Origin of the sequence: Bifidobacterium scardovii JCM 12489 = DSM 13734, from assembly GCF_001042635.1 — a bacterium.
In the GTDB taxonomy this organism is placed as follows: Bacteria; Actinomycetota; Actinomycetes; order Actinomycetales; family Bifidobacteriaceae; genus Bifidobacterium; species Bifidobacterium scardovii.
Map to the genome: position 1 here is coordinate 2,465,190 of NZ_AP012331.1, position 21,141 is coordinate 2,486,330.

At 67.7% G+C, this 21,141-nt stretch carries 7 protein-coding genes and 1 pseudogene; 5 read left to right on the forward strand and 3 right to left on the reverse strand.

From position 1 onward, the window contains the following. Nucleotides 1-68: 68 nt before the first annotated feature. Complete coding sequence (locus tag BBSC_RS13775; protein WP_144414468.1) at nt 69-344, reverse strand: hypothetical protein; 276 nt, start codon at nt 342-344, stop codon at nt 69-71. 207 nt (nt 345-551) lie between these two features. Here BBSC_RS13775 and BBSC_RS12900 point away from each other — a divergent pair, with 207 nt between their 5' ends. The 5 genes and pseudogenes from BBSC_RS12900 to BBSC_RS10155 all read left to right on the forward strand — a co-directional run bounded on the left by BBSC_RS12900 (nt 552) and on the right by BBSC_RS10155 (nt 13,153). Continuing rightward, on the forward strand, nt 552-2,177 hold the full coding sequence (locus tag BBSC_RS12900; protein ID WP_051923168.1) for a serine/threonine-protein kinase: 1,626 nt from the start codon (nt 552-554) through the stop codon (nt 2,175-2,177). 35 nt (nt 2,178-2,212) lie between these two features. Further along, on the forward strand, nt 2,213-8,278 hold the full coding sequence (locus BBSC_RS10140) for an Ig-like domain-containing protein (protein ID WP_081892897.1): 6,066 nt from the start codon (nt 2,213-2,215) through the stop codon (nt 8,276-8,278). 146 nt (nt 8,279-8,424) lie between these two features. After that, nucleotides 8,425-9,513, forward strand: a pseudogene (locus tag BBSC_RS10145) (AAA family ATPase); the annotation flags it as partial. A gap of 2 nt (nt 9,514-9,515) precedes the next feature. Then, the gene (locus BBSC_RS10150) at nt 9,516-10,703 is read left to right on the forward strand and encodes a DUF58 domain-containing protein (protein WP_051923166.1); all 1,188 of its coding nucleotides are present in this window, start codon (nt 9,516-9,518) and stop codon (nt 10,701-10,703) included. After that, entirely contained in the window at nt 10,700-13,153 is a 2,454-nt protein-coding gene (locus BBSC_RS10155) for a transglutaminase family protein (RefSeq protein ID WP_046726231.1), read from the forward strand. Before BBSC_RS10150 ends, BBSC_RS10155 begins: the two co-directional genes overlap by 4 nt. Nucleotides 13,154-13,217: 64 nt before the next feature. Here BBSC_RS10155 and BBSC_RS10160 read toward each other — a convergent pair whose 3' ends face one another. After that, nucleotides 13,218-17,240, reverse strand: coding sequence for a DNA-directed RNA polymerase subunit beta' (locus BBSC_RS10160; protein WP_033517312.1), 4,023 nt, complete (start codon nt 17,238-17,240; stop codon nt 13,218-13,220). A gap of 101 nt (nt 17,241-17,341) precedes the next feature. Continuing rightward, complete coding sequence (gene rpoB / locus BBSC_RS10165; protein WP_033517314.1) at nt 17,342-20,908, reverse strand: DNA-directed RNA polymerase subunit beta; 3,567 nt, start codon at nt 20,906-20,908, stop codon at nt 17,342-17,344. Between the last annotated feature and the right edge of the window lie 233 nt (nt 20,909-21,141).

The following is a 21,141-nucleotide window of genomic DNA, read 5'->3' on the forward strand; positions in this document are numbered from 1 at the left end:
GAGCCCCGCGGCACCTCGTCGTACAGCCTGTAGCCTGCGTCATGCATATTCCCGGTCATGCCCTCAGACTAAATGCCGCCCTGCCCCGCTCCGCGCAAACCGTTCGCCCGCATGCCCGCCTTCGGCGCGTCATCGGCACACGCGCTTCCCGAGGATCCCGATGCGGCGTCTTGCTCATGATTCAGCGGCACGACACGCCCAAAAAAACATCGAAAATCGGAGTTGTCGGTGCGCGCATTCGGCATGCACGGTTCAAGAGGAATCCGTTTCCTTGATTTTCCGGCATTGTCGTTGTCGAGGTTTCCGGCCCATGCACCGACAACTCGGGTTTTCGTGACAGTCATGTCGCCCATCGGCGTTCGCCGGAAGCGTCAACCGGCGTTTCCTCCGTCGCGACGCTCCGATGCGCACCGCCATATACCGCGGGTAGCATCACCGGCTGACGATTCCCCATGACCGCGGCATCGGCGCCCACGGTCACGGTCCGGCCACCCGGAGCGACGGTAGAGTGATGGGCACGCCGCCGATGTTGCCGACCGAAACGAGGTGAAATGATGACCAGCAACGCTATGCCGCCGCGGCTGCCGGGCTACGATTTCAAACGCCGGATCGGTTCGGGAGCGACATCCATCGTGTATCTGTACCGTCAGAGGATGCCCGATCGCGACGTCGCCGTCAAGGTGTCGCGGACCGTGCTCGACCCGTATGCGGCGGCGCGATACCGCATCGAGGCCGAATGCCTGGCCCGGCTCTCCTCGCATCCGGCCATCCTGCCCATCCATGCCGTCGGCGTCACCGATGACGGTCATGGGTATCTGGTGCTCGGCTACGCCCCGTTCGGCTCGTATCGGGAACGGTGCCGGCGCCGCCCGCTGAGCGCCGATCAGACCCTCGACCTGGGCGTCGTGCTGGCCGGAGCGCTGTACGCCGCGCATCGGGTAGGGATCGTGCACCGCGATGTCAAGCCGTCGAACGTGCTGATCGATGTGCAGGGTGCGCCGGTCCTCGCGGACTTCGGCATCGCCGCCAGTATGTACCGGTCCGACCATGCCACCGGGCACTCGGCGCCATGGGCCGCGCCGGAGGTGCTTGAAGGCCGGAGCGGCGGCACGGATGCATCCGACGTGTATTCGTTGGGCGCCACATTGTTCGGCGTGCTGACGGGATCGCCGCCGCCCCGCCCCATCTCCGGCCCGCAAGGCGACCCGGGCGGAGCCATCGCCCATGCGAGCCGTCCGCGGCTCGACCTCCCGGATGTTTCGCACGACGCCGGGGACGTGCTGCGCACCGCCTTGTCATGGCATCCGGACGACCGGTACGGTTCGGCGTTGGAATTCGCCCGGGCCATGCAGCATGCGCAGCACCGGCATGGTGGCCACGTCACGCCATTCATGGCATCGGGCGTCTCACCGTACCCGTCCGGGCTGTCCGATGAGCATGGGGGCCGATCCGCCGCCGGGCACGGCGGATCAGTCCTGATCGCCCCGACACAAGGACCGCCGAAAGCCGCCGCTTCCGGCGACTGGACCCGAGCGAGCCATGAGTTCCCTGGGGAAGGCCGGCCTCCGGACTTCACGCATAAGGCGATTCCGCCCCAGTCCGAGCCCGGGCCCGTGGGGGCCGGCCCGTACCCGGCCGGTTCCCCCGACTCGCCAGGCGCGATGGCGCCGGCACGGGCGCAGGTTCCGATCAGGCGTGCCGGCACGGGCCTGTCCGGCAGCGCAACGGCATCGACGATCGCCGGCACGGCGCCTCTCGTGACGGCCGCGGTCGCATTGGCGGCCGCACTGACCGCCGGCATGCCGGCGACGATCATATCCGGCACGGCACCGGCCATCGCGCCGGAAACGATCAGCGCCGGCGCGGCGCAGGACGATCCGCGCACCGGCGAGGATGCCGGATATGTGCCATCCGTCGAACGACTGAACGGCGTGTATCAGGGCAATACCGTCACGTTCACCTGGATCAATCCCGAACCGCGGGAAGGCGATCTGTACGCATGGGCGCCGATCGACGGCGGCACGGCGCAGCCGCAGGCGAATGCCGGCATCGTCGCAGACCGATCGGTCGTGCTCCATGACGTCACCGATACGCGGACGTGCATTCAGGTGAGCATCGTGCGCAGCGATCGTCGCATGTCCGCGAAACCGGCCGCCGTCTGCGCGGACCAGCCATAGCCTCTGCGGGAGACGCAATCGGAAAGGAACTCATCATGGCAGACAAGGCACCTCATCATGATCGCCGGTGGATGGCGCCCCTGGCCGCATTGATGGCGCTGGCGGTCATCGCCATCGGCGCGGTCTGGGCCGATTCGGTGACCCGCCAGCAAGTGAGCCTCGACGACGGCACGGTGTGGGTCACGTCGTCGGAGCATCGCAAGGCCGCACGATTCAACGTCGCGCTGGGAGAAGCGGATGCGGCCGTCTCCGCATCGGCGACCAGATTCGACGTCGCGCAGCACGGCAACGACATGATACTCGACGAGGGCTCGAGCGTGAGCAGCGTCGCGGCGTCCACGCTCGGCACGGGTCCGAAGGCCGCCACGGACGGCAGCACGGCGGCGATGATCGGCGGCGCCACGACGGCCCTGTGCAGCAGGGCCACCGGCAAAGTGTGGATCGGCCAAGCCGATACGCTCGACGCGATGACGCCGTCCTCCGACCCCAAGATGACTCTTGGTTCGGGAGGCATGATCGCGGTCGATGATCACGGAACGGTCTACGGGTACAGGCCGCGTGACGGCATGATACTGGTGGCGGAGGGCCCGGCTTCGTCGAAGGCACGCCGATATGGCTCGCTCAGCGACGGCCGGAGGCTCGACGTCGATGATTTCACGGTGATCGCAGGCATTCCCGTCGTGGTCGCGCGGGGCACGATCCGTTGGAACACCGGCAGCGCAAGCACCGGCGCGAAGGGCCGCCTGCGGCTGCAGGCGCCGCCCTACGATGGCGAGCAACGGCAATGGGTGGCGGCGGCAGGCCAAGGCGCCCTTTACCTGGCGGATCTGGTCGATGGCGTGCAGCGGACGAGGACGCTGCCCAGCGGAGGCACCGGGAACGCAGCCAAACCCGTATCCGTCGGCGGATGCGTATATGCGGCGTGGAGCCAGCGGGCGCGCAACCACGCGCGCGTCTGCACGCCGAATGGCTCGGGGAACGGCTCAGGGAATAGTTTGGAGACGGATGACGATCCGGCCGTATTCGACACGCTGGAGGAGATCGGCGAGACCTCCGATCTGGTGTTCCGCACCAATCACCGGCTGGTGCTGCTCAACGACGCGGTGACCGGCGACATATGGAATCCCGACGAAAGCACCGGTCTGATCCGCATCCAGTGGAACACGGTCCGCGTCGATCAGCCCATCGGTCAGCCCCAGGATGGCGGGATGACCGGCGATCGCCATGAGTTTTCAGCTTCCTGCTCCGCCGAATCGGGTGAAATCCGCGCCGAGGACGACGCTTTCGGCGCGCGGGCCGGGAGCATGCGCATCCTCGACGTGCTGCGCAACGACGAGCAGACCGACTGCTCGGTGCTGCGGATCATCGGCACGGGGGCACCGGTCGGAGCGGACATCTCCGTATCGCCCGTTTACGGCGGCCGCTACCTGCAGTTGGACGCCACGCGTGCCGCCGTGGGCGAGGCGTCGGTGTCATACGACATCGGCGACGGACGCGGGCAGACCTCGACCGCCACCGTCACGATCACGCTGGTGGGCCCCTCATCCAACGCCGAACCGGCGCAGACCGATCTGCCCACGGAATACGAAGTCGAGCAGGGATCGGTCCATACGTCGAATGCGCTCGGCGGTTTCGCCGATCCGGACGGGGACCCGCTTACCCTGGTAGCGGCACGGGCGACCAACAGCGATCAGGTGGCCGTTTCGACGCGCGCCGACGGGCAGCTTACCTTCGATGCGGCCGCCGCGACCTCCGGCCGCATCAGCGTGGAGGTCACCGTATCCGACGGACAGGCCACGGGCACCGGCATGGTGTATTTCTCCATTCGCCCGGCGAACACGCTTGCCGCCTATGTCGACGCGGTCGTCGGGCAGACCTCGCCGGGCACGCGTACCACCGTCGATCTGAAGCCCTATGTGCACGGCACGTCCGCCCAATCGGTACGCCTGTCCGCCGTGGACGCGCCGGATGGCGCGCATGTCACGGCGCATGCCTCGGATCTGTCGTTCTCCTTCCTGTCCACCGAGCCGGGCACCTATTATGTGCCGTTCACGGTCATGCAGGGATCGGTGCCCGCGCACGGCCTGGCCCGTATCGAAGTGCAGCCGGTAACCGGCGAAAGCGCCCGCCCGGTCGCCGCCAACGACATCGCGATGCTTGGCCCCGATCGCACGGCCATCGTCGAACCGCTGACCAATGACGTGGATCCCATGGGCGGGGTGCTGTCGGTCACCGCGGTGTCGTCCGACCACGAGCAGGGCATCGTCGGCGGTCTGGTCAGCAACAAACGCGTATATCTGGTCGCGCGCCGCATCCCGATCCGGACGGTGTCGATCACCTATACGGTGGCGAATGCGGCCGGCGCGTCTCAGGGCACCATCGTGCTGCATCCGCCGGCGCCGATGGCCGACGAGACCGCACCGCGCGCCCCCGACATCGACATGCGGGTGCGCACAGGCGGCATCGTCTCGGTGGATGCGCTCGACCACGTCTCCTTCACCGGTCGCTCGGCGGTATCGCTGTCCCCCGACCTGCAATATGACCGGGATGCGTTTAAGGGGCTCGTTTTCGTCTCGGGCAGCCTGATCCGCTACCAGGCGTCATCCGATCCCGGCGAATACCGGGTGACGTACACGGTTACGGATAGCTCGGGCAACGCCTCGTCAGGCACGCTTGCCATCACCGTGCACGAGCGGGACGCCGGCCGCAAGGCGGCGCCGACGCCGCTCCCCGTCGAAGCGCAGGTGGCCGCCGGGCGACGGGTGCGCATCCCCATCGAGTTGTCCGGCATCGACGTGGACGGTGATGACGTCATATTGCTTGGATTGGGCAACCGCGCGCCCGCGATGGGGCGCATCACCGAAGTCGGCTCGGATTCCATGCTGTACGAGGCGTATGCGGACTCGTCTGGCACCGACACGTTCACCTATGCCGTGGAGGATTGGACCGGCCAGCGAGCGCAGGGGGACATCCGCGTCGGCATCTTCCGCGATGCGCAGGCCGCCGGGGTCGTGGCGCGGGATGATGAGGTCACGTTGCGCCCGGGGGTCGAGGCCGTCGTACCGGTGACCCGCAACGACATCGCCGCCGACGGCGAACCGCTGACCGTCAGCGGCATCGATGCGCCCGGACTCGACCAGGCGCGGGCGGTCGGCGACGCCGTGTCGTTCGTCACGCCCGATCGGGAGGGACTGTTCTACGTGACGTATACGGCCAGCGACGCCGCCGGACTGTCCGATGCGGCCACGCTTGCCGTATCGGTCGATCCCCTCGCCGCGATCGAGCCGCCGGTGGCGCACGACTATCGGGTGCCCGCCGTGGCGACGATCGACCGAAAATCCGTGGACGTGGACATCGCGCAGTGGATAGCCAACCCTTCCGGCACCGTCGATGAGCTGGAGATCGGGGTGGATCCGTCCGCCTTCGAGCATGCACGGGTCCGGCCCGGCGCCCGATCCACGACGATCAGCGTGGATCTGACCGATGAGCCGCAGTCCATTGCCTATACGGTGACGAACACGACGCACGGCATCACGTCCGCCGCATTCGTTCAGGTGCCGGCCTACGGCGTGTTCCCTCCGATGCTTCGCCCCAAGGCGCCGCCGTTGGAGGTCCGAGCCGGCGGCACGCTCATCATCGCCGTAGCCGACCATGTGCGCGTCGGCGTAGGCAAAACCGCGTATGTGGCGGACGAGAGTTCGGCGAGCGCCACCAAAGCGGCCAATGGCAGCCCGTATGTCGACGACCATACGCTGCGTTTCGTGGCGCCCAAGGACTACGCCGGCCCGGCCTCGGTCACCTTCACCGCCGCCGACGGCAAGCCGGGCGACGGAGGAAGAACGATCATCAGCACGGCGGTGCTGACCCTGCCGATCACGGTGATCGGCGATATGGCGCCGCCGCCCGTGTTCTCGCCGATCATGGTCGACGTGGCGGCCGGAGAGCCCGCCATGACCATCGATCTGACCAAGCTGACGCTCGCCTCGCCGGAATCCTGCGGGCCGGATCGGCCCTGCACCTATGCGCTCGATGCGGCGCCGGACGCGATCGCCGCCGACATCAGCCCAAGCGGCCTGCTGACGGTCAGCGCGCCGAAGGAGGCGACACCGGGCACGATCGTCGGCATCCCGTTCACGATCGGGCATCGCAACGGATCGGTCCGCACGGGAGTGACGGCGCGCATAATCGCGTCGAACCGTCCTCTGGCCCGCATCGGCGCGCCGACCATACGCATCGCCGCCGGTTCCTCGGCGCAGGTGGATCTGCTGTCCGACGCATACAACCCATTCCCGGATGTCCCGCTGTCCATGATCGGATGCGTGGGCGCCGCGCCGCCGGTCGTCATCGAGGGATGCGAAGGAACCGGCCCATTGACGATCCGCGTGGACGACCATGCCGAGGCCCTGTCGACCGCGGTGACGGTCACCGTCAGGGACGGCACGCTGCTCCGGGACCGTCAGGTGAGCGCGCAGGTCACCGTATCCGTGGTCGGGCGCCCAGGCACCCCGCTGCTGTCGCCGGTGACCGGCCAGCCGGAAAACGGCTCCGTGGCGTTGTCGTGGACCCCCGGCGCCGCCAACGGCAGCCCGGTCACCGACTATCAGGTGCTCTGGAGCGGCGGCTCGAAGTCCTGCGGTGCCGTGACCGCCTGCAATATCACCGGGCTTGTCAACGGCACCGAGTACGTCTTCACGGTCAGGGCCCGCAATGAAGCCGGATGGTCCGATCCTTCGGCGCCGGTCGCCGGCATGCCCGATATCGTGCCGACCCCGCCAACCGGCGTCACGGTGGCCGGCGGCTACCATACGCTGACCGTGCGCTGGGAGGAGCCTCGGTATGCCGGCACTCCCCCGGACGGATACACGGTGGCGATATCCGGATCAGCCGGAGGGGCGTCCCTGACGCGATTCGTCAACGGCACGGCCGCCGTATTCACGATTCCCGACGAGATGATAGCCGACGGAGCCACGTTCGGAGCGACGGTCACCGGCCGCAACCGGGCCGGCGACGGCCAGCCCGGCATGTCGGACGGCGTCGCCGCGCCGTGGGGGAATCCGGACGGCATAGGGCTCTCCCTCACGCAGGCCGGAGACGGCATCATCGCGGAAATCACGATCGGCGATCTGCGCAACGCCGGATGCTCCGGCATCGTGCTCTCCGGCGATGCCGAGAGAATTGTGGACTGCTCGGCCCCACGCGCGCGCATCGGCATTCCTCGGGACAAGTACCATGCCGTCATGACCGTCACCGCCACGCTGGCCACGCGCTTGGCCGTGCCCGCAGCGCGCTCGGATACGGCGCGGATCACGCCGCTTCCCGACGTTCCCGATATCACCGATATCGACGTCACGCTGCATGAGGGATCCACCGCGACGGGCGAAGGCGGATCCTGCACGGTCTCGTGGCAGCCCTCGGGCGGGCTGTATGACCGTTTCGCCGTGCGCAACGCCTCCGGGGAGACGGTATCCGCCACCGGTTCAACGGCGCGGATCGGCCTTGTTCCATGGCGGCCATGCGGTCCGGTGACCATATTCTCGGTGCTGAACGGCACGGAAAGCCCCGGCGTCACCGGCGGCGAGTCCCGGGTCTGGAAGGTTCCGGCCGTGATCGGCGCGGGGACCGCCATCTGGTCGCCCACCGATCACGCGGTCGTCGAATTCCCCGATTTGCACATCAACGCATGGGACCAACGCCATCGCGTCGATATCATCATCCGGTCCGATGGCCGTGAACGCGTCTATCCGTTGCGAACCGGCAACCATATCGTGGTGGACGACTTCCTAGACGACGCCGCGCCGCCGTGGTACTGGACCGTGCGCGTATCCGGCGACGATCCGGCGCTGAACGCGGTATCCGCAACGGCCGAGATACAAGGGTGGAGGATACCCGTGTCCCCGTCATCGGGCCGGCTTTGGTCGAGGCCCGGCATGAGTCCCCTCCATGGACTCTCCGTCGGGTTCACGGAGCAACCCATCGTGAAACATCCCGTGAAACATAATGGTGCCAAGGCGCCGCGATCGCGTCCGTATCCGGCTCGTTCGGCGGCGGCCGCGGGCTACGCGTTGGATCAGCCGCATCGCCGCATAAGGAGGAACCGATGACCGGCAACATCCGTCGCACCTCTTCCGACGATATGACGCGGATATCGGACGCCACGCGAATCACGCGCGCGGGCGGGCGGCATGCGGTTTCATGGATGGCGGTACCGGCGTCTCCGGCGCCGGAGTCTCCGGCACCGCCGCCGATCTCGCCCGCCTCACCCGCTTCATCGTCGTCAGCAACGCCGCCGGGGTCCCCACCCCGGGTATCGCCAACGTCCACAGCGTCATCACTATCACCCGCGTCATCACTATCACCCGCGCCATCGCTGTCGCCGGCGTCGGACGCGTCGATGGACCGCTTCCGGCACGCGTTCTCCGCCCTTGTCGACAACGTTTCGCGTATCGTGGTCGGCAAGGCGCGCCCGATCGCGCTGTGCGTCACCGCGTTGCTGGCCGGCGGCCACGTACTGCTCGTGGACGACCCGGGCACCGGCAAGACCCAATTGGCGCGGGGCATCGCGCGCTCGATACAGGCCCCGTGCAAGCGTATCCAGTTCACGCCGGATCTGCTGCCGTCCGATGTGGTTGGCGTGACGTTCTACGATCAGCAGCACGCCGAGTTCAGGTTCCGGGAGGGGCCGGCGTTCTCATCGATCGTGCTGGCCGACGAGATCAACCGCGCGCCACCGAAAACCCAGTCCGCGCTGCTCGAGGTGATGGAGGAACGGCATATCACCGTGGACGGCGTCACGCGCGCCGTGCCTCAGCCGTTCATGGTGATCGCCACGCAGAACCCGATCGAGCAGCTGGGCACGTATCGGCTGCCCGAAGCGCAGCTGGACCGTTTCCTCATCTCCACGTCGATCGGCCATCCCGGCCATGAGGCGAGCCTTGACATCCTCAGGCAGGCCGATGTCGGCGATCGGGCGGCAACCGTCTCCCCCGTGCTCACTGGTCAACGCATACTCGAGCTGCGCGCCGTGGCCGAACGCGTCCATATGGACGACAGCCTGCTTGAATACATCGTGCGCATCGTCGAGGCGACCCGGCGTTCGGAGCTCATCGCGTCCGGCGCGTCGATCCGCGGGGCGCTGGCATTGACCCGGTGCGCCCGCGTGCGGGCGGCCGCCGACGGGCGCGACTATGCGGTGCCCGACGATATCCGCGATCTGGCCGTCGCCGTGCTGGCCCATCGCGTCACGCTCGCCGAGACGGCCTCGTTCGCCGGGCAGCGCGCGGACCGGGTCATCGAGCAGGTGCTTGACGACGTTCCGACCCCGACCGGAAGGAGCTGATCGTGCTTGGTTCCTTCCTGATGCATGCCGCCCGCCGCGGCATCGCGCGCGCGAACGGATTCGGCGTGTCCCCTCTCGGCTGGATCGCCGCGGTCACGGGTTCCCTGTGCCTGGTCCTGTTCCCGATGACGCAATGGCATGAATTGCTGGCGGCCGGCATCGTCATGGCCACGCTGCTCGTCACGGCCGCCATCCTGGCCCGGGGAGACGCCGGCGTCACGGCTTCCGTCGAAACGCCTCGACGCCGCATCGGCGTCGGCGAGCGCACGTTCTTCGCCATCACCGTCCGCAATCCCGGTCCGGCGAGATCCGGGGGCGCGACTATCGAGGTCCCGGTCGGCGGCGTGCCTCAGCGGCTGGCGGTGCCCCGTCTCGCGCCGGGAGGGGAGACGCGTCTCACCGTGGAATTGCTCGCCAGGGCGCGGGCGGTGCTGTCCATCGGTCCGGTGACGGTGCGCGCCGGGGATGCACTGGGTATGATCCGTCGTGAACGGCCGCTGACCGGCCGGACCACTATATGCATCCACCCGGCCACCATCCGGCTCGATGCGCTCGAGGCCGGCGTCGCACGCGATCCCGACGGGCTGCCGAACGGGACGGCCGTCGACGACGACCTCGATGTTCAGGGATTGCGCGAGTATGTGCCGGGCGACGATCTGCGCCGCGTGCACTGGCTGAACTCGTCGAAGACGGGCACGCTGATGGTGCGGCAGTACGAGGCGACCCACCGCACCGACATCAGTCTGGCCGTGGACGTCGATCCTGCCGCGCACGCCAGCGAGGCGGAGTTCGAACTCGCCGTATCCGTGTACGCCTCGCTCGGCGTGCGCTACCTGGCCGAGGGGCGCCGGCTGTCCGTCCACGCCGGAAGCCGGCATACGGTACCCAAGCGCATTCCGGCCTTCCTCGACGAGTGCAGTGCCATAGTCCCCAACGGCGATGGCGGTCAGGCCTTCCCGTCCGCGGTGCGGCATGATTCCCGGGCATCGTTCCGCTGCCTTGTGGTCGGCTCGCTCAGACCGCTTGACTGGATCACGCGCATGGCCATGCCGCCGTCACGGTCGGCCGGCTGCCTGGTGCTGCGCATCGACGAACACGCGGAACGGACGGTCCACCACGGCACCGGGTTCACACTGGTCACGGTCGGCGCGCTTGCCGACCTGCCGATAGTGATGGGGGCATTGCCATGAACGGCTCGTGGACCCGATCGGCGCGCTCGGCCGTCGAGGTGACGCGAGGAACCAGTGCCGGGCACGCCACGCATCGCGCGGCCAAGCGACGGCGCCCGCTGCATGACGCGGCCATCGGCGCGATGGTCGTCTGTTCGCTCGTGCTGATGGCCGCCGCGAACCTGATCGACGTCTACGGGTCCCCCGTTGCCTGGGGCACGGCCTGCATACCGGCGACGCTCCTCGGCGCATTGACGGCGTGCGCTGGCCGGAACGGCGCGCGGCCGCACACGGTCCCGAGGATCGCGATCCTGCTCGTCGGCCAATTCGCGATCGGCCCGGTGATCGCGTTCCACGGCAGCGCCGTGGCCCATGTGCTGCCGTCGCCGGACACGCTGCGCCAAGGCTGGTACGGCACGTTCGGCGCGTTCCCGTATCTGGTCGCCGTCGCCCCGCCCATCGGCACCGGCCATGGAAGTCTGATGGCCGCATGGACCTTGTGCCTGTGGACATCATATGCGGCATGCGCGCTGGCTGCGGCACCACGGCGACGGGCCAATGCGCTCTGCGCGCTGCCGCTGGCCGTCCTCGCATCCGCGTGCGCGCTGTTGGGCACAGCCAGCGGGTTCCGGCGAACCACAGCCGGCATAACGGGCGCGTTCGTTCTGGTCATCTGGCTGTCGTGGCGCTGGCGCCTCGTCCGGCCTGCTCCTCACGCATCCGCGGTCATCGCCGCCGTTGTCGCCATCGTTCTTGCGGCGGGGAGCTGCATGGCCCTGACGCCGCACCGTCTGACGATACGCGACCGCTACGAGCCGCCGATCAGCCTGAACGACATCGCCAGTCCGCTGAGCGGCATGCGGTCCTACGTCAGGTACCACAAGGATGATGTGCTGCTCACCGCCACCGGGCTGCCTGCCGGAACACCGGTCAGGATGGCGGTGATGGACCGCTTCGACGGCACGGTGTGGAATCTGTCCGATCGGGCGGAGACCGATGGATCCGCCGATTACCGGCCGGTCGGCGAATCCATCCCGACCACCGCCCGAGGCGAGCCGTTCACCGCCAGGTTCCGCCTTGCCGCATCGGCTGCCGGCCATTGGCTGCCGCTCGCGGGAACCGCCACCGGCGTGACCTTCGACGGCGATGCCAGGAAGCGCGGCACGCTGGAAAACGAGCTCTACTACAACACCGGCACCGCTTCGGCTATCCTCACCGCGCCGGTGGCGGAGGATATCTCGTATACCGAAACCGGAGTGATCGAACGGCGGCCGGACGATGCGCGGATCGGCCGGGCCGCCGCGGATCATATCGCGCAGCCGCGGGCGCAGGACGTTCCCGATACGGTGGCCCGGATGGCGCTTGCCGTCGCCGGCGGCGACGAGGACGACGCCGCCGGCGGCCGGGCCGCGCAGTCGTTGTCCGCCATGCTGCGGGAGCACGGCTGGTTCTCGCACGGGCTGGCGGGCGAATACCCGTCTCCGCCCGGCCACGGCAGCTACCGCGTCGACATGCTGCTCTCCGGCCCGGTCATGGTCGGCGATAGCGAGCAATACGCCTCGGCCATGGCGCTGATGGCCCGCGAGATCGGCCTGCCGTCGCGCGTGGTGCTGGGGTTTCTGCCCAAGGACGAGCACGGCGGCATCAGCCGGCGGCGGACCGTCCTCGATGCCGAGGGAACGGCGATCACCGAATTCCGCGGCGGCGATATCGAGGCATGGGTGGAAATCAAGTTGGAGGGATGCGGATGGGTGATGTTCCGGCCGACGCCCAGCGAAACCGATATGCCCGATCCCGACCAGTCGCCGGCGCCACCGGATCCGCAACCGCTGGTGAGGCAGCCGCCGGTGCCGCTTGACGACCCGTTGCACGACCGGGACCGGCCGTATGGGCAGGCCAAGGTCGCCGGTCAGGACGCCGACACGCGCGCGGCGAATCCGATGTGGACGCGGCTGGGCCGCATCGCCGGCGGCGTCGCGCGATACGGCAGCCCCGTCTGGGCGTGCGCATGCGTGTGCGCGGCGATCCTTGCCGCCAAGGCGTGCATCATGGCGCGTTGGCGTCGCCGGGGCGATCCCCGCCGGCGCATCGTCTCGGGATGGCGGTCCGTGGAGGCGCTGGCGCTGCAGGGCGGTCTCGCCGTCACCGGAACGCGCCGCAATCAGGCCGGCGCGATCGCCGCCGGCTTCGGCATCACGGCATCGTTTATGGCGGGGCTCGCCCGCACGGCGGATTACGCGGCGTTCGCGGGGCGGCCCCTGTCGGACGCGCGGGCGAACGCGTACTGGGACGACGTGCGCCGCCTGCACCGGATGATCCTCTCGTCGCAGCCGCCGCTGCGACGCTGGCGCACACGGCTCTCGCTGCGCGGCATATGGCGTCCGCCGCAGGCGGCATCGTCCGGGCTCCGCCGAGCCCGAGGGCGCCGCCGAATATCACAAAGGCCCCCTCGCATGAGGGAGCCTCCGTAGTCCGTTGGCCGTGACGGATCACCGGGATCCGTCACGGCACGTCTTCGCCGTCAGCGGGCGGACGTCACAGCGTGTCGCCGCCGAGCGCGTCCTGGCCTCCCTGATCGTCGAGGAAGTCGTCCGGGTTGAAGTCGTCGCCGAGCTTCAGGTCGCCGAAGTCGATGTTGGAGAAGTCCACATCGGACAGGTCGGCATCGGAGAAGTCCGCGCTGGCGTCGTCGCCGCCACCCAAGCCGAAGTTCGGGTAGATGGTGTCGCGAATCGCCTTGTCGGGCTCGACCACGGCGTTGCGGTACCGGGCGAGGCCGGTGCCGGCCGGGATCAGCTTGCCGATGATCACGTTCTCCTTGAGGCCCTTGAGGTCGTCGACCTTCTGGCTCAGGGCGGCTTCGGTGAGCACGCGCGTCGTCTCCTGGAAGGAGGCGGCGGACAGCCACGAGTCGGTGGCCAGCGAGGCCTTGGTGATGCCCATGAGCTCGGGGCGGCCGGCGGCCGGCTTGCCGCCGTTCTGCACGGCCTCCTTGTTCGCTTCCTTGAAGCGCGCCTGGTCGACCAGCTCGCCCGGCAGCAGCGACGTGTCGCCGGAGTCGATGACGGTGATGCGGCGCAGCATCTGGCGCACGATGACCTCGATGTGCTTGTCGTGGATGTCCACGCCCTGCTCACGGTACACGGTGTGCACTTCGTTCACGATGTTGACCTGGGCGGCGCGCGGGCCGAGGATGCGCAGGATCTTCTTGGGATCCACGGAACCTTCGGTCAGCTTCGTGCCGACGTCAACGTGATCGCCATTCTTGACCAGCAGCGGAGCGCGGCGGTTCACGGTGTAGACGATCGGCTCGACGGTCGTGTCGTCCGGGGTCAGCGTCATCTGGTAGACGTGGTCGGCTTCCGCATCGGTCTTGATCACGCCGGAGAACTCGGCGATGGGCGCTTCGCCCTTCGGGGTACGGGCTTCGAAAAGCTCGGTGACACGGGGAAGACCCTGCGTGATATCGGAAGCCGCCGCGACGCCGCCGGAGTGGAAGGAACGCAGCGTCAGCTGGGTGCCGGGCTCGCCGATGGACTGGGCCGCGACGATGCCGACGGCCTCGCCGACGTCGACGAGCTTGTTGGTGGCCAGCGACCAGCCGTAACACTTCGCGCACACGCCGCGCTTGGAATCGCAGGTGAGCACGGAGCGGGCCTTGACCTCTTCGACGCCGTGCGCCACGAGATCACGGAGCACGTCCATCGACAGGGCGTCGCCGCGCTTGTACAGCACGGTCTCGCCGTCGGCCGGGTCGATCACGTCGGCGGACAGCAGACGCGAGTACGGACCGCCGTCGGCGGCCTTGACGAGCGTCAGGTTGCCGTTCTCGTCGCGGTCGGCGACCTTCATCGGCAGGCCGCGCTTGGTGCCGCAGTCCTCCTCGCGCACGATCACGTCCTGCGAGACGTCGACCAGACGACGGGTCAGGTAGCCCGACTCCGCGGTACGAAGCGCGGTATCGGCCAGACCCTTGCGCGCGCCGTGCTCGGAGATGAAGTACTCGAGGACGGACAGGCCCTGACGGTAGTTCGACTCGACCGGTCGGGGGATGACCTCGCCCTTCGGGTTGTTCACTAGGCCACGGATGCCCGCGATCTGGTTGATCTGGGTCATGTTGCCTCGCGCACCGGACTGGACGATGATCGACAGGTTGTTCTTCGGATCGAAGTGGGCCTCGACCGCGTCGGACACCTTCTTGGTGCACTTGGTCCACTCGTCGATGATCGCCTGGCGACGCTCCTCCTCCGTGAAGAAGCCGATGTCGTACTGCTGGTTGATCTTGCTGACCTGCGCCTCGGACTCGGCGACCAGCGTGGCGCGGGCCGGCGGCTCGGTCACGTCGGAGAACGCGAAGGTGACGCCCGACCACGGGGCCTTGGTGAAGCCAAGGTCCTTGAGCGCATCCAGCGTCGCCGCCACCTGGGCGGTCGAGTAGCGGGTGGAGATGTCGTTGACGATGCGGGACAGGACGCCCTTCTTGGCCTGCTCGCTGACGAACGGGTAATCGGTCGGCAGCGCCTCGTTAAACAGGATGCGGCCCATCGAGGTGGCGAACAGGACGGTGCCGTCCGTGAAGCGTTCCTCGCGCGCCACGTCCGGGCTGCCCGGCTCCGGGTCGACGACCTTGACCTCGCCCGGCTCCCAGCCGGTCGGCAGCACGAAGTCCTTCGGCAGGCGGATCAGCACCTTGGCCTGCATGTCGATCTCGTGCAGGTCGAGCGCCATCTGCGTCTCGGCCAGCGAGGAGAAGATGCGGCCCTGGCCCTTGGCGCCATCGCTGATGGTGGACAGCCAGAACAGGCCCAGGATCATGTCCTGCGAAGGCATGGTCACGGTGTGGCCGTCGGCGGGCTTGAGGATGTTGTCGGAGGCGAGCATCAGCGAACGTGCCTCGGCCTGCGCCTCGGCGCTCAGCGGCAGGTGGACGGCCATTTGGTCGCCGTCGAAGTCGGCGTTGAACGCGGCGCAGGCGAGCGGCGGCAGGTGGATGGCCTTGCCTTCGACCAGGATCGGCTCGAAGGCCTGGATGCCCAGACGGTGCAGCGTAGGCGCGCGGTTGAGCAGCACGGGATGCTCGGAGATGACCTCCTCGAGCACACCCCACACCTCGGTGTCGCCGCGGTCGACCATGCGCTTCGCGCTCTTCATGTTCTGCGCGTAGTTCATGTCGACCAGGCGCTTGATGACGAAGGGCTTGAACAGCTCGAGGGCCATCGGCTTGGGCAGGCCGCACTGGTGCATGCGCAGCGACGGGCCGACGACGATCACGGAACGGCCCGAGTAGTCGACGCGCTTGCCGAGCAGGTTCTGGCGGAAACGGCCCTGCTTGCCCTTGAGCATGTCGGACAGGGACTTGAGCGGGCGGTTCGAGGCGCCGGTGACCGGGCGGCCGCGGCGGCCGTTGTCGAACAGCGAGTCGACGGCCTCCTGCAGCATGCGCTTCTCGTTGTTGAGCATGATCTCGGGGGCCTTGAGGTCGATCAGACGCTGCAGGCGGTTGTTGCGGTTGATCACGCGGCGGTACAGGTCGTTGAGGTCGGAGGTAGCGAAGCGGCCGCCGTCGAGCTGCACCATCGGGCGCAGGTCCGGCGGGATGACCGGGATCACGGTGAGCACCATGGCCTCAGGCTTGTTGCCGGTGGTCAGGAAGGCGTTGACGACCTTCAGGCGCTTGAGCGCGCGGGCCTTGCGCTGGCCGGAACCGGTGTCGATCTCCTCGCGCAGCTGCTTGGCCGCGGCCTCGAGGTCGAAGTCCTGCAGGCGCTTCTGGATCGCCTCAGCGCCCATGCAGCCCTCGAAGTAATCGCCGTAGCGGTCCTCCATCTCGCGCCACAGGTCCACGTCGCCTTCCATGTCGCCGGGCTTCAGGTTCTTGAAGCGGTCGAACACGGCGTTCAGGCGCTGGATCTGGTCGTCGTAGCGCTGGCGGATGGCCGCCATCTCGCGTTCGGCGCTGTTGCGCAGCTTCGCCTTGGCGGAGCCGCTGGCCTCGCCGGCCTCCTCCAGCTCGTGCAGATCGGCTTCGACCTTCTTGGCGCGCTCCTCGATCTCGTTGTCGCGGCGCTTGGCCATGTGGCCGATCTCGGTGTCGAACTCGTCCTGCAGGTCGGGCAGATCCTGATGGCGCTGTTCCTCGTCGACCTTGGTGACCATGTAGGCCGCGAAGTAGATGACCTTCTCCAGGTCCTTCGGCGCGATGTCGAGCAGGTAGCCGAGGCGGCTCGGCACGCCCTTGAAGAACCAGATGTGGGTGACGGGGGCGGCCAAGTCGATGTGGCCCATGCGCTCGCGGCGCACGCGCGACTTGGTGACCTCCACACCGCATCGCTCGCACACGATGCCCTTGAAGCGCACGCGCTTGTACTTGCCGCACGCGCACTCCCAGTCGCGGGTCGGTCCGAAGATCTGCTCGCCGAACAGACCGTCCTTCTCGGGCTTGAGGGTACGGTAGTTGATGGTTTCGGGCTTCTTGACCTCGCCGTGGCTCCAGTTGCGAATATCCTCGGCGGTGGCCAGGCCAATCCTCAGTTTGTCAAATGCGTTGACGTCCAGCACTCTTATGTCCTGTCTGTAATGAAACTTTCAAACGGTTGCTAGGTGGCCGCCGCGCGCCGCGGGCTCCCTCGTGGAGCGCCACGCGCGCGGCGACCGTCGGTTCACTGATATTCCGGGGTTTCGGCCTTCTGGTCTTCCTTGGCCGCCGCGTCGGGGCGCGCGCCGATGTTGAAACCCAGGTCGTCGCCCGCCGAGATCGGATCGTCGTCCTCGTCCTTCATGTCGATGGCCACGCCATCGGCGTTGAGCACCTCGACGTTCAGCGACAGGGACTGCATTTCCTTGAGCAGCACCTTGAACGATTCGGGGATGCCCGCCGGCGGCAGGTTATCGCCCCTGACGATCGCGCCGTAGACACGCACGCGGCCGTCGACGTCATCAGACTTGGTGGTCATCATCTCGTGCAGCGTGTACGCGGCGCCATAGGCCTCGAGGGCCCACACCTCCATCTCGCCGAAGCGCTGGCCGCCGAACTGGGCCTTGCCGCCCAGCGGCTGCTGCGTGATCATCGAGTACGGGCCGGTGGAGCGCGCGTGGATCTTGTCGTCGACCAGGTGGTGCAGCTTCAGGATGTACATGTAGCCGACGGAGATCGGCTTGCCGAACGGCTCGCCGGTGCGACCGTCGAACAGCACGGCCTTGCCGTCCTCGCCGACCATCTGCTCGCCGTCGCGGTTGGGCAGCGTCGACTTCATGAGGCCGCTGATCACGTCGGAGCGCACGCCGTCGAACACCGGGGTCGCCACCGGGGTGCCCGGCTCGCCCTTCTCGGCGCCGGCCGGCACGTGCTTCTTCCACTCGGCCTCCAGCTCGGGATCCAGGCTGATGTCCCAGCCGGAATGCGCGATCCAGCCGAGGTGCAGCTCCAGCACCTGGCCGAGGTTCATTCGCGAGGGCACGCCCAGCGGGTTGAGCATGATGTCGACCGGGGTGCCGTCCGCGAGGAACGGCATGTCCTCCTCGGGCAGGATGCGGGAGATGACGCCCTTGTTGCCGTGGCGGCCGGAGAGCTTGTCGCCCTGCGTGATCTTGCGGTGCTGCGCGATGTACACGCGGATCATCTGGTTGACGCCGTTGGGCAGCTCGTCGCCGTCCTCCTCGGCGTCCTCGCGGGTGATCTCCTTGACCGCGATCACGGTGCCGGTCTCGCCGTGCGGCACGCGCAACGAGGTGTCGCGCACCTCGCGGGACTTCTCGCCGAAGATGGCGCGCAGCAGGCGCTCCTCCGGGGTCAGCTCGGTCTCGCCCTTCGGCGTGACCTTGCCGACGAGGATGTCGCCGGCCTCGACCTCGGCGCCGATGCGGATGATGCCGCGCTCGTCGAGGTTGGCCACCGCGTCCTCGCCGACGTTCGGCAGGTCGCGGGTGATCTCCTCGGCGCCCAGCTTGGTCTCGCGGGCGTCGATCTCGTACTCCTCGATGTGGATCGAGCTGAGGGTGTCGTCCTGCACCAGGCGCTGCGAGATGATCACGGCGTCCTCGTAGTTGTAGCCGTTCCACGGCATGAACGCGACCAGCAGGTTCTTGCCGAGGGCGATCTCGCCCTTCTCGATCGCCGGGCCGTCGGCCAGCACCGTGCCGGCCTCGACGCGCTCGCCGTTCTTGATGATCGGGCGCTGGTTGTAGCAGGTCGTCTGGTTGGAGCGCTGGAACTTGGTCAGCTTGTAGCTCGACTGCGTGCCGTCGTCGTTCATCACGCGGATGAGGTCGGCGGACACGTAGATCACGACGCCCGGCTTGTCGGCGATGATCACGTCGCCGGAATCGTAGGCGACGCGCCATTCCGAACCGGTGCCGACGAGCGGACGCTCGGACTTGACCAGCGGGACGGCCTGACGCTGCATGTTGGTGCCCATCAGCGCTCGGTGGCCATCGTCGTGCTCGAGGAACGGGATCAGCGAGGAACCGATCGAGACCATCTGGCGCGGCGAGACGTCCATGTAGTCGACGGAGCTCACCGGCACATCGACGGCCTCTTCCTCGTTGGCCCTGGCGAGGGCCATGTCGGTGGCGAACCTGCCGTTGGCGTCGAGCGTCTGGTTCACCTGCGCGATGACGTGGTCGTTCTCCTGGTCGGCGGTCATGTACTCGACCTCGTTGGTCACCTGGCTGTCGACGACCTTGCGGTACGGCGTCTCGATGAAGCCGAAGGGGTTGACGCGGCCGAAGGTCGCGAGCGAACCGATCAGACCGATGTTCGGGCCTTCAGGGGACTCGATCGGGCACATGCGGCCGAAGTGGGACGGGTGCACGTCGCGCACCTCCATGCTGGCGCGGTCGCGCGACAGGCCGCCGGGGCCCAGCGCGGACAGGCGGCGCTTGTTGGTCACGCCGGCCAGCGGGTTGTTCTGATCCATGAACTGGCTCAGCTGGGAGGTGCCGAAGAACTCCTTGATCGTGGCGTTCACCGGGCGGATGTTGATCAGCGACTGCGGGGTGATGGCCTCGGCGTCCTGCGTGGTCATGCGCTCGCGCACCACGCGCTCCATGCGCGACAGACCCGTGCGCAACTGGTTCTGGATCAGCTCGCCAACCTGGCGGATGCGGCGGTTGCCGAAGTGGTCGATATCGTCGGTCTCGACGCGCAGGTCGATGCTCTCGCCCTTGCGCGTGCCGGGGAAGGTCGCGTCGCCGGCGTGCAGCGTCACCAGGTACTTGATCGTGGCGATGATGTCCTCGCGCGACAGGCTGCGGTCGTTGATGTCGTGCTCGAGGCCGAGCTTGCGGTCGATCTTGTAGCGGCCGACGCGGGCCAGATCGTAGCGCTTGGTGTTGAAGTAGAAGGAATCCAGCAGGTTGCGGCCGGCCTCGGGGGTGGCGGTGTCGGACGGGCGGATCTTGCGGTACAGATCGGTCAGCGCGTCGTCCTGCGTCTCGATGGCCTCCTTGTCGAGCGCGTCGAGCACCAGCGGGTAGCCCTCGAACGCCTCGCGGATCTCCGGCTTGGTCATGCCGATGGCCATGAGGAAGACGATGGCGGACTGTTTGCGCTTGCGGTCGACGCGCACGCCGAGCACGTCGCGCTTGTCGATCTCGAACTCCAGCCAAGCGCCGCGGCTCGGGATGATCTTTGCGCCGAAGACCTCCTTGCCGGAGGCGCGGTCGGTGGAGCGGTCGAAGTAGACGCCCGGGGAGCGCACGAGCTGGGAGACGATGACTCGCTCGGTGCCGCCGATGATGAAGGTGCCGTGCGGGGTCTGCAGCGGGAAGTCGCCCATGAACACGGTCTGGGACTTGATCTCGCCGGTGTCGCCGTTCTCGAATTCGGCGTTCACGTACAGCGGGGCGGAGTAGGTGTAGTCCTTCTCCTTGCACTCCTGCACGGTGTGACGCGGCTCCTCGAAGTACGGGTCCGAGAAGGTCAGCGACATGGTCTGGGCGAAGTTCTCGATCGGGGAGATCTCCTGGAAGACCTCGTCGAGGCCCGAGATGTGCGGCACGGTGTTGGTGCCGTTCTCCTTGTCCTCCTCGACGCGCTTCTTCCAGCGCTCGGAGCCGATCAGCCAATCAAAGCTGTCGGTCTGCACGCCCAACAGGTAGGGCACATCGATGGGCTCTCGGATGGAGCCGAAATTCACGCGGTCCGACGCCTTGTGCAGATCAATGTCGTGCTGGTCGGCGCGCGCGATGACAGTGGTGGTATTCGTCGTAGCTTCAGTGGCAGCCAATGGACGTTCCTTATCGCTCGCTTGTTCGTTCGATACTGGTGTTCCCCGACAAGCGCCGCTTGGGCCGCCATATGCCTCAATTCGCGGGCGCTTCGTCTGTGTCAGCATGCCCGCAATATGACATGCATGTACGCAAATCCCTTATGCTAGCACATTGCATGCGATATCGCAACACGCCAAGTGGCGCAACGCCCGACGGCGCAAGCCCGGCGTCGCACCAAGGCATCGCGCGG

What these genes read in the sequence shown, in the direction of transcription:
- BBSC_RS12900 (WP_051923168.1), top strand. Translation starts at nt 552, where the DNA reads ATGATGACCAGCAACGCTATGCCGCCGCGGCTGCCGGGCTACGATTTC.
- BBSC_RS10140 (WP_081892897.1), top strand. Translation starts at nt 2,213, where the DNA reads ATGGCAGACAAGGCACCTCATCATGATCGCCGGTGGATGGCGCCCCTG.
- BBSC_RS10155 (WP_046726231.1), top strand. Translation starts at nt 10,700, where the DNA reads ATGAACGGCTCGTGGACCCGATCGGCGCGCTCGGCCGTCGAGGTGACG.
- BBSC_RS13775 (WP_144414468.1), bottom strand. Translation starts at nt 344, where the DNA reads ATGACTGTCACGAAAACCCGAGTTGTCGGTGCATGGGCCGGAAACCTC.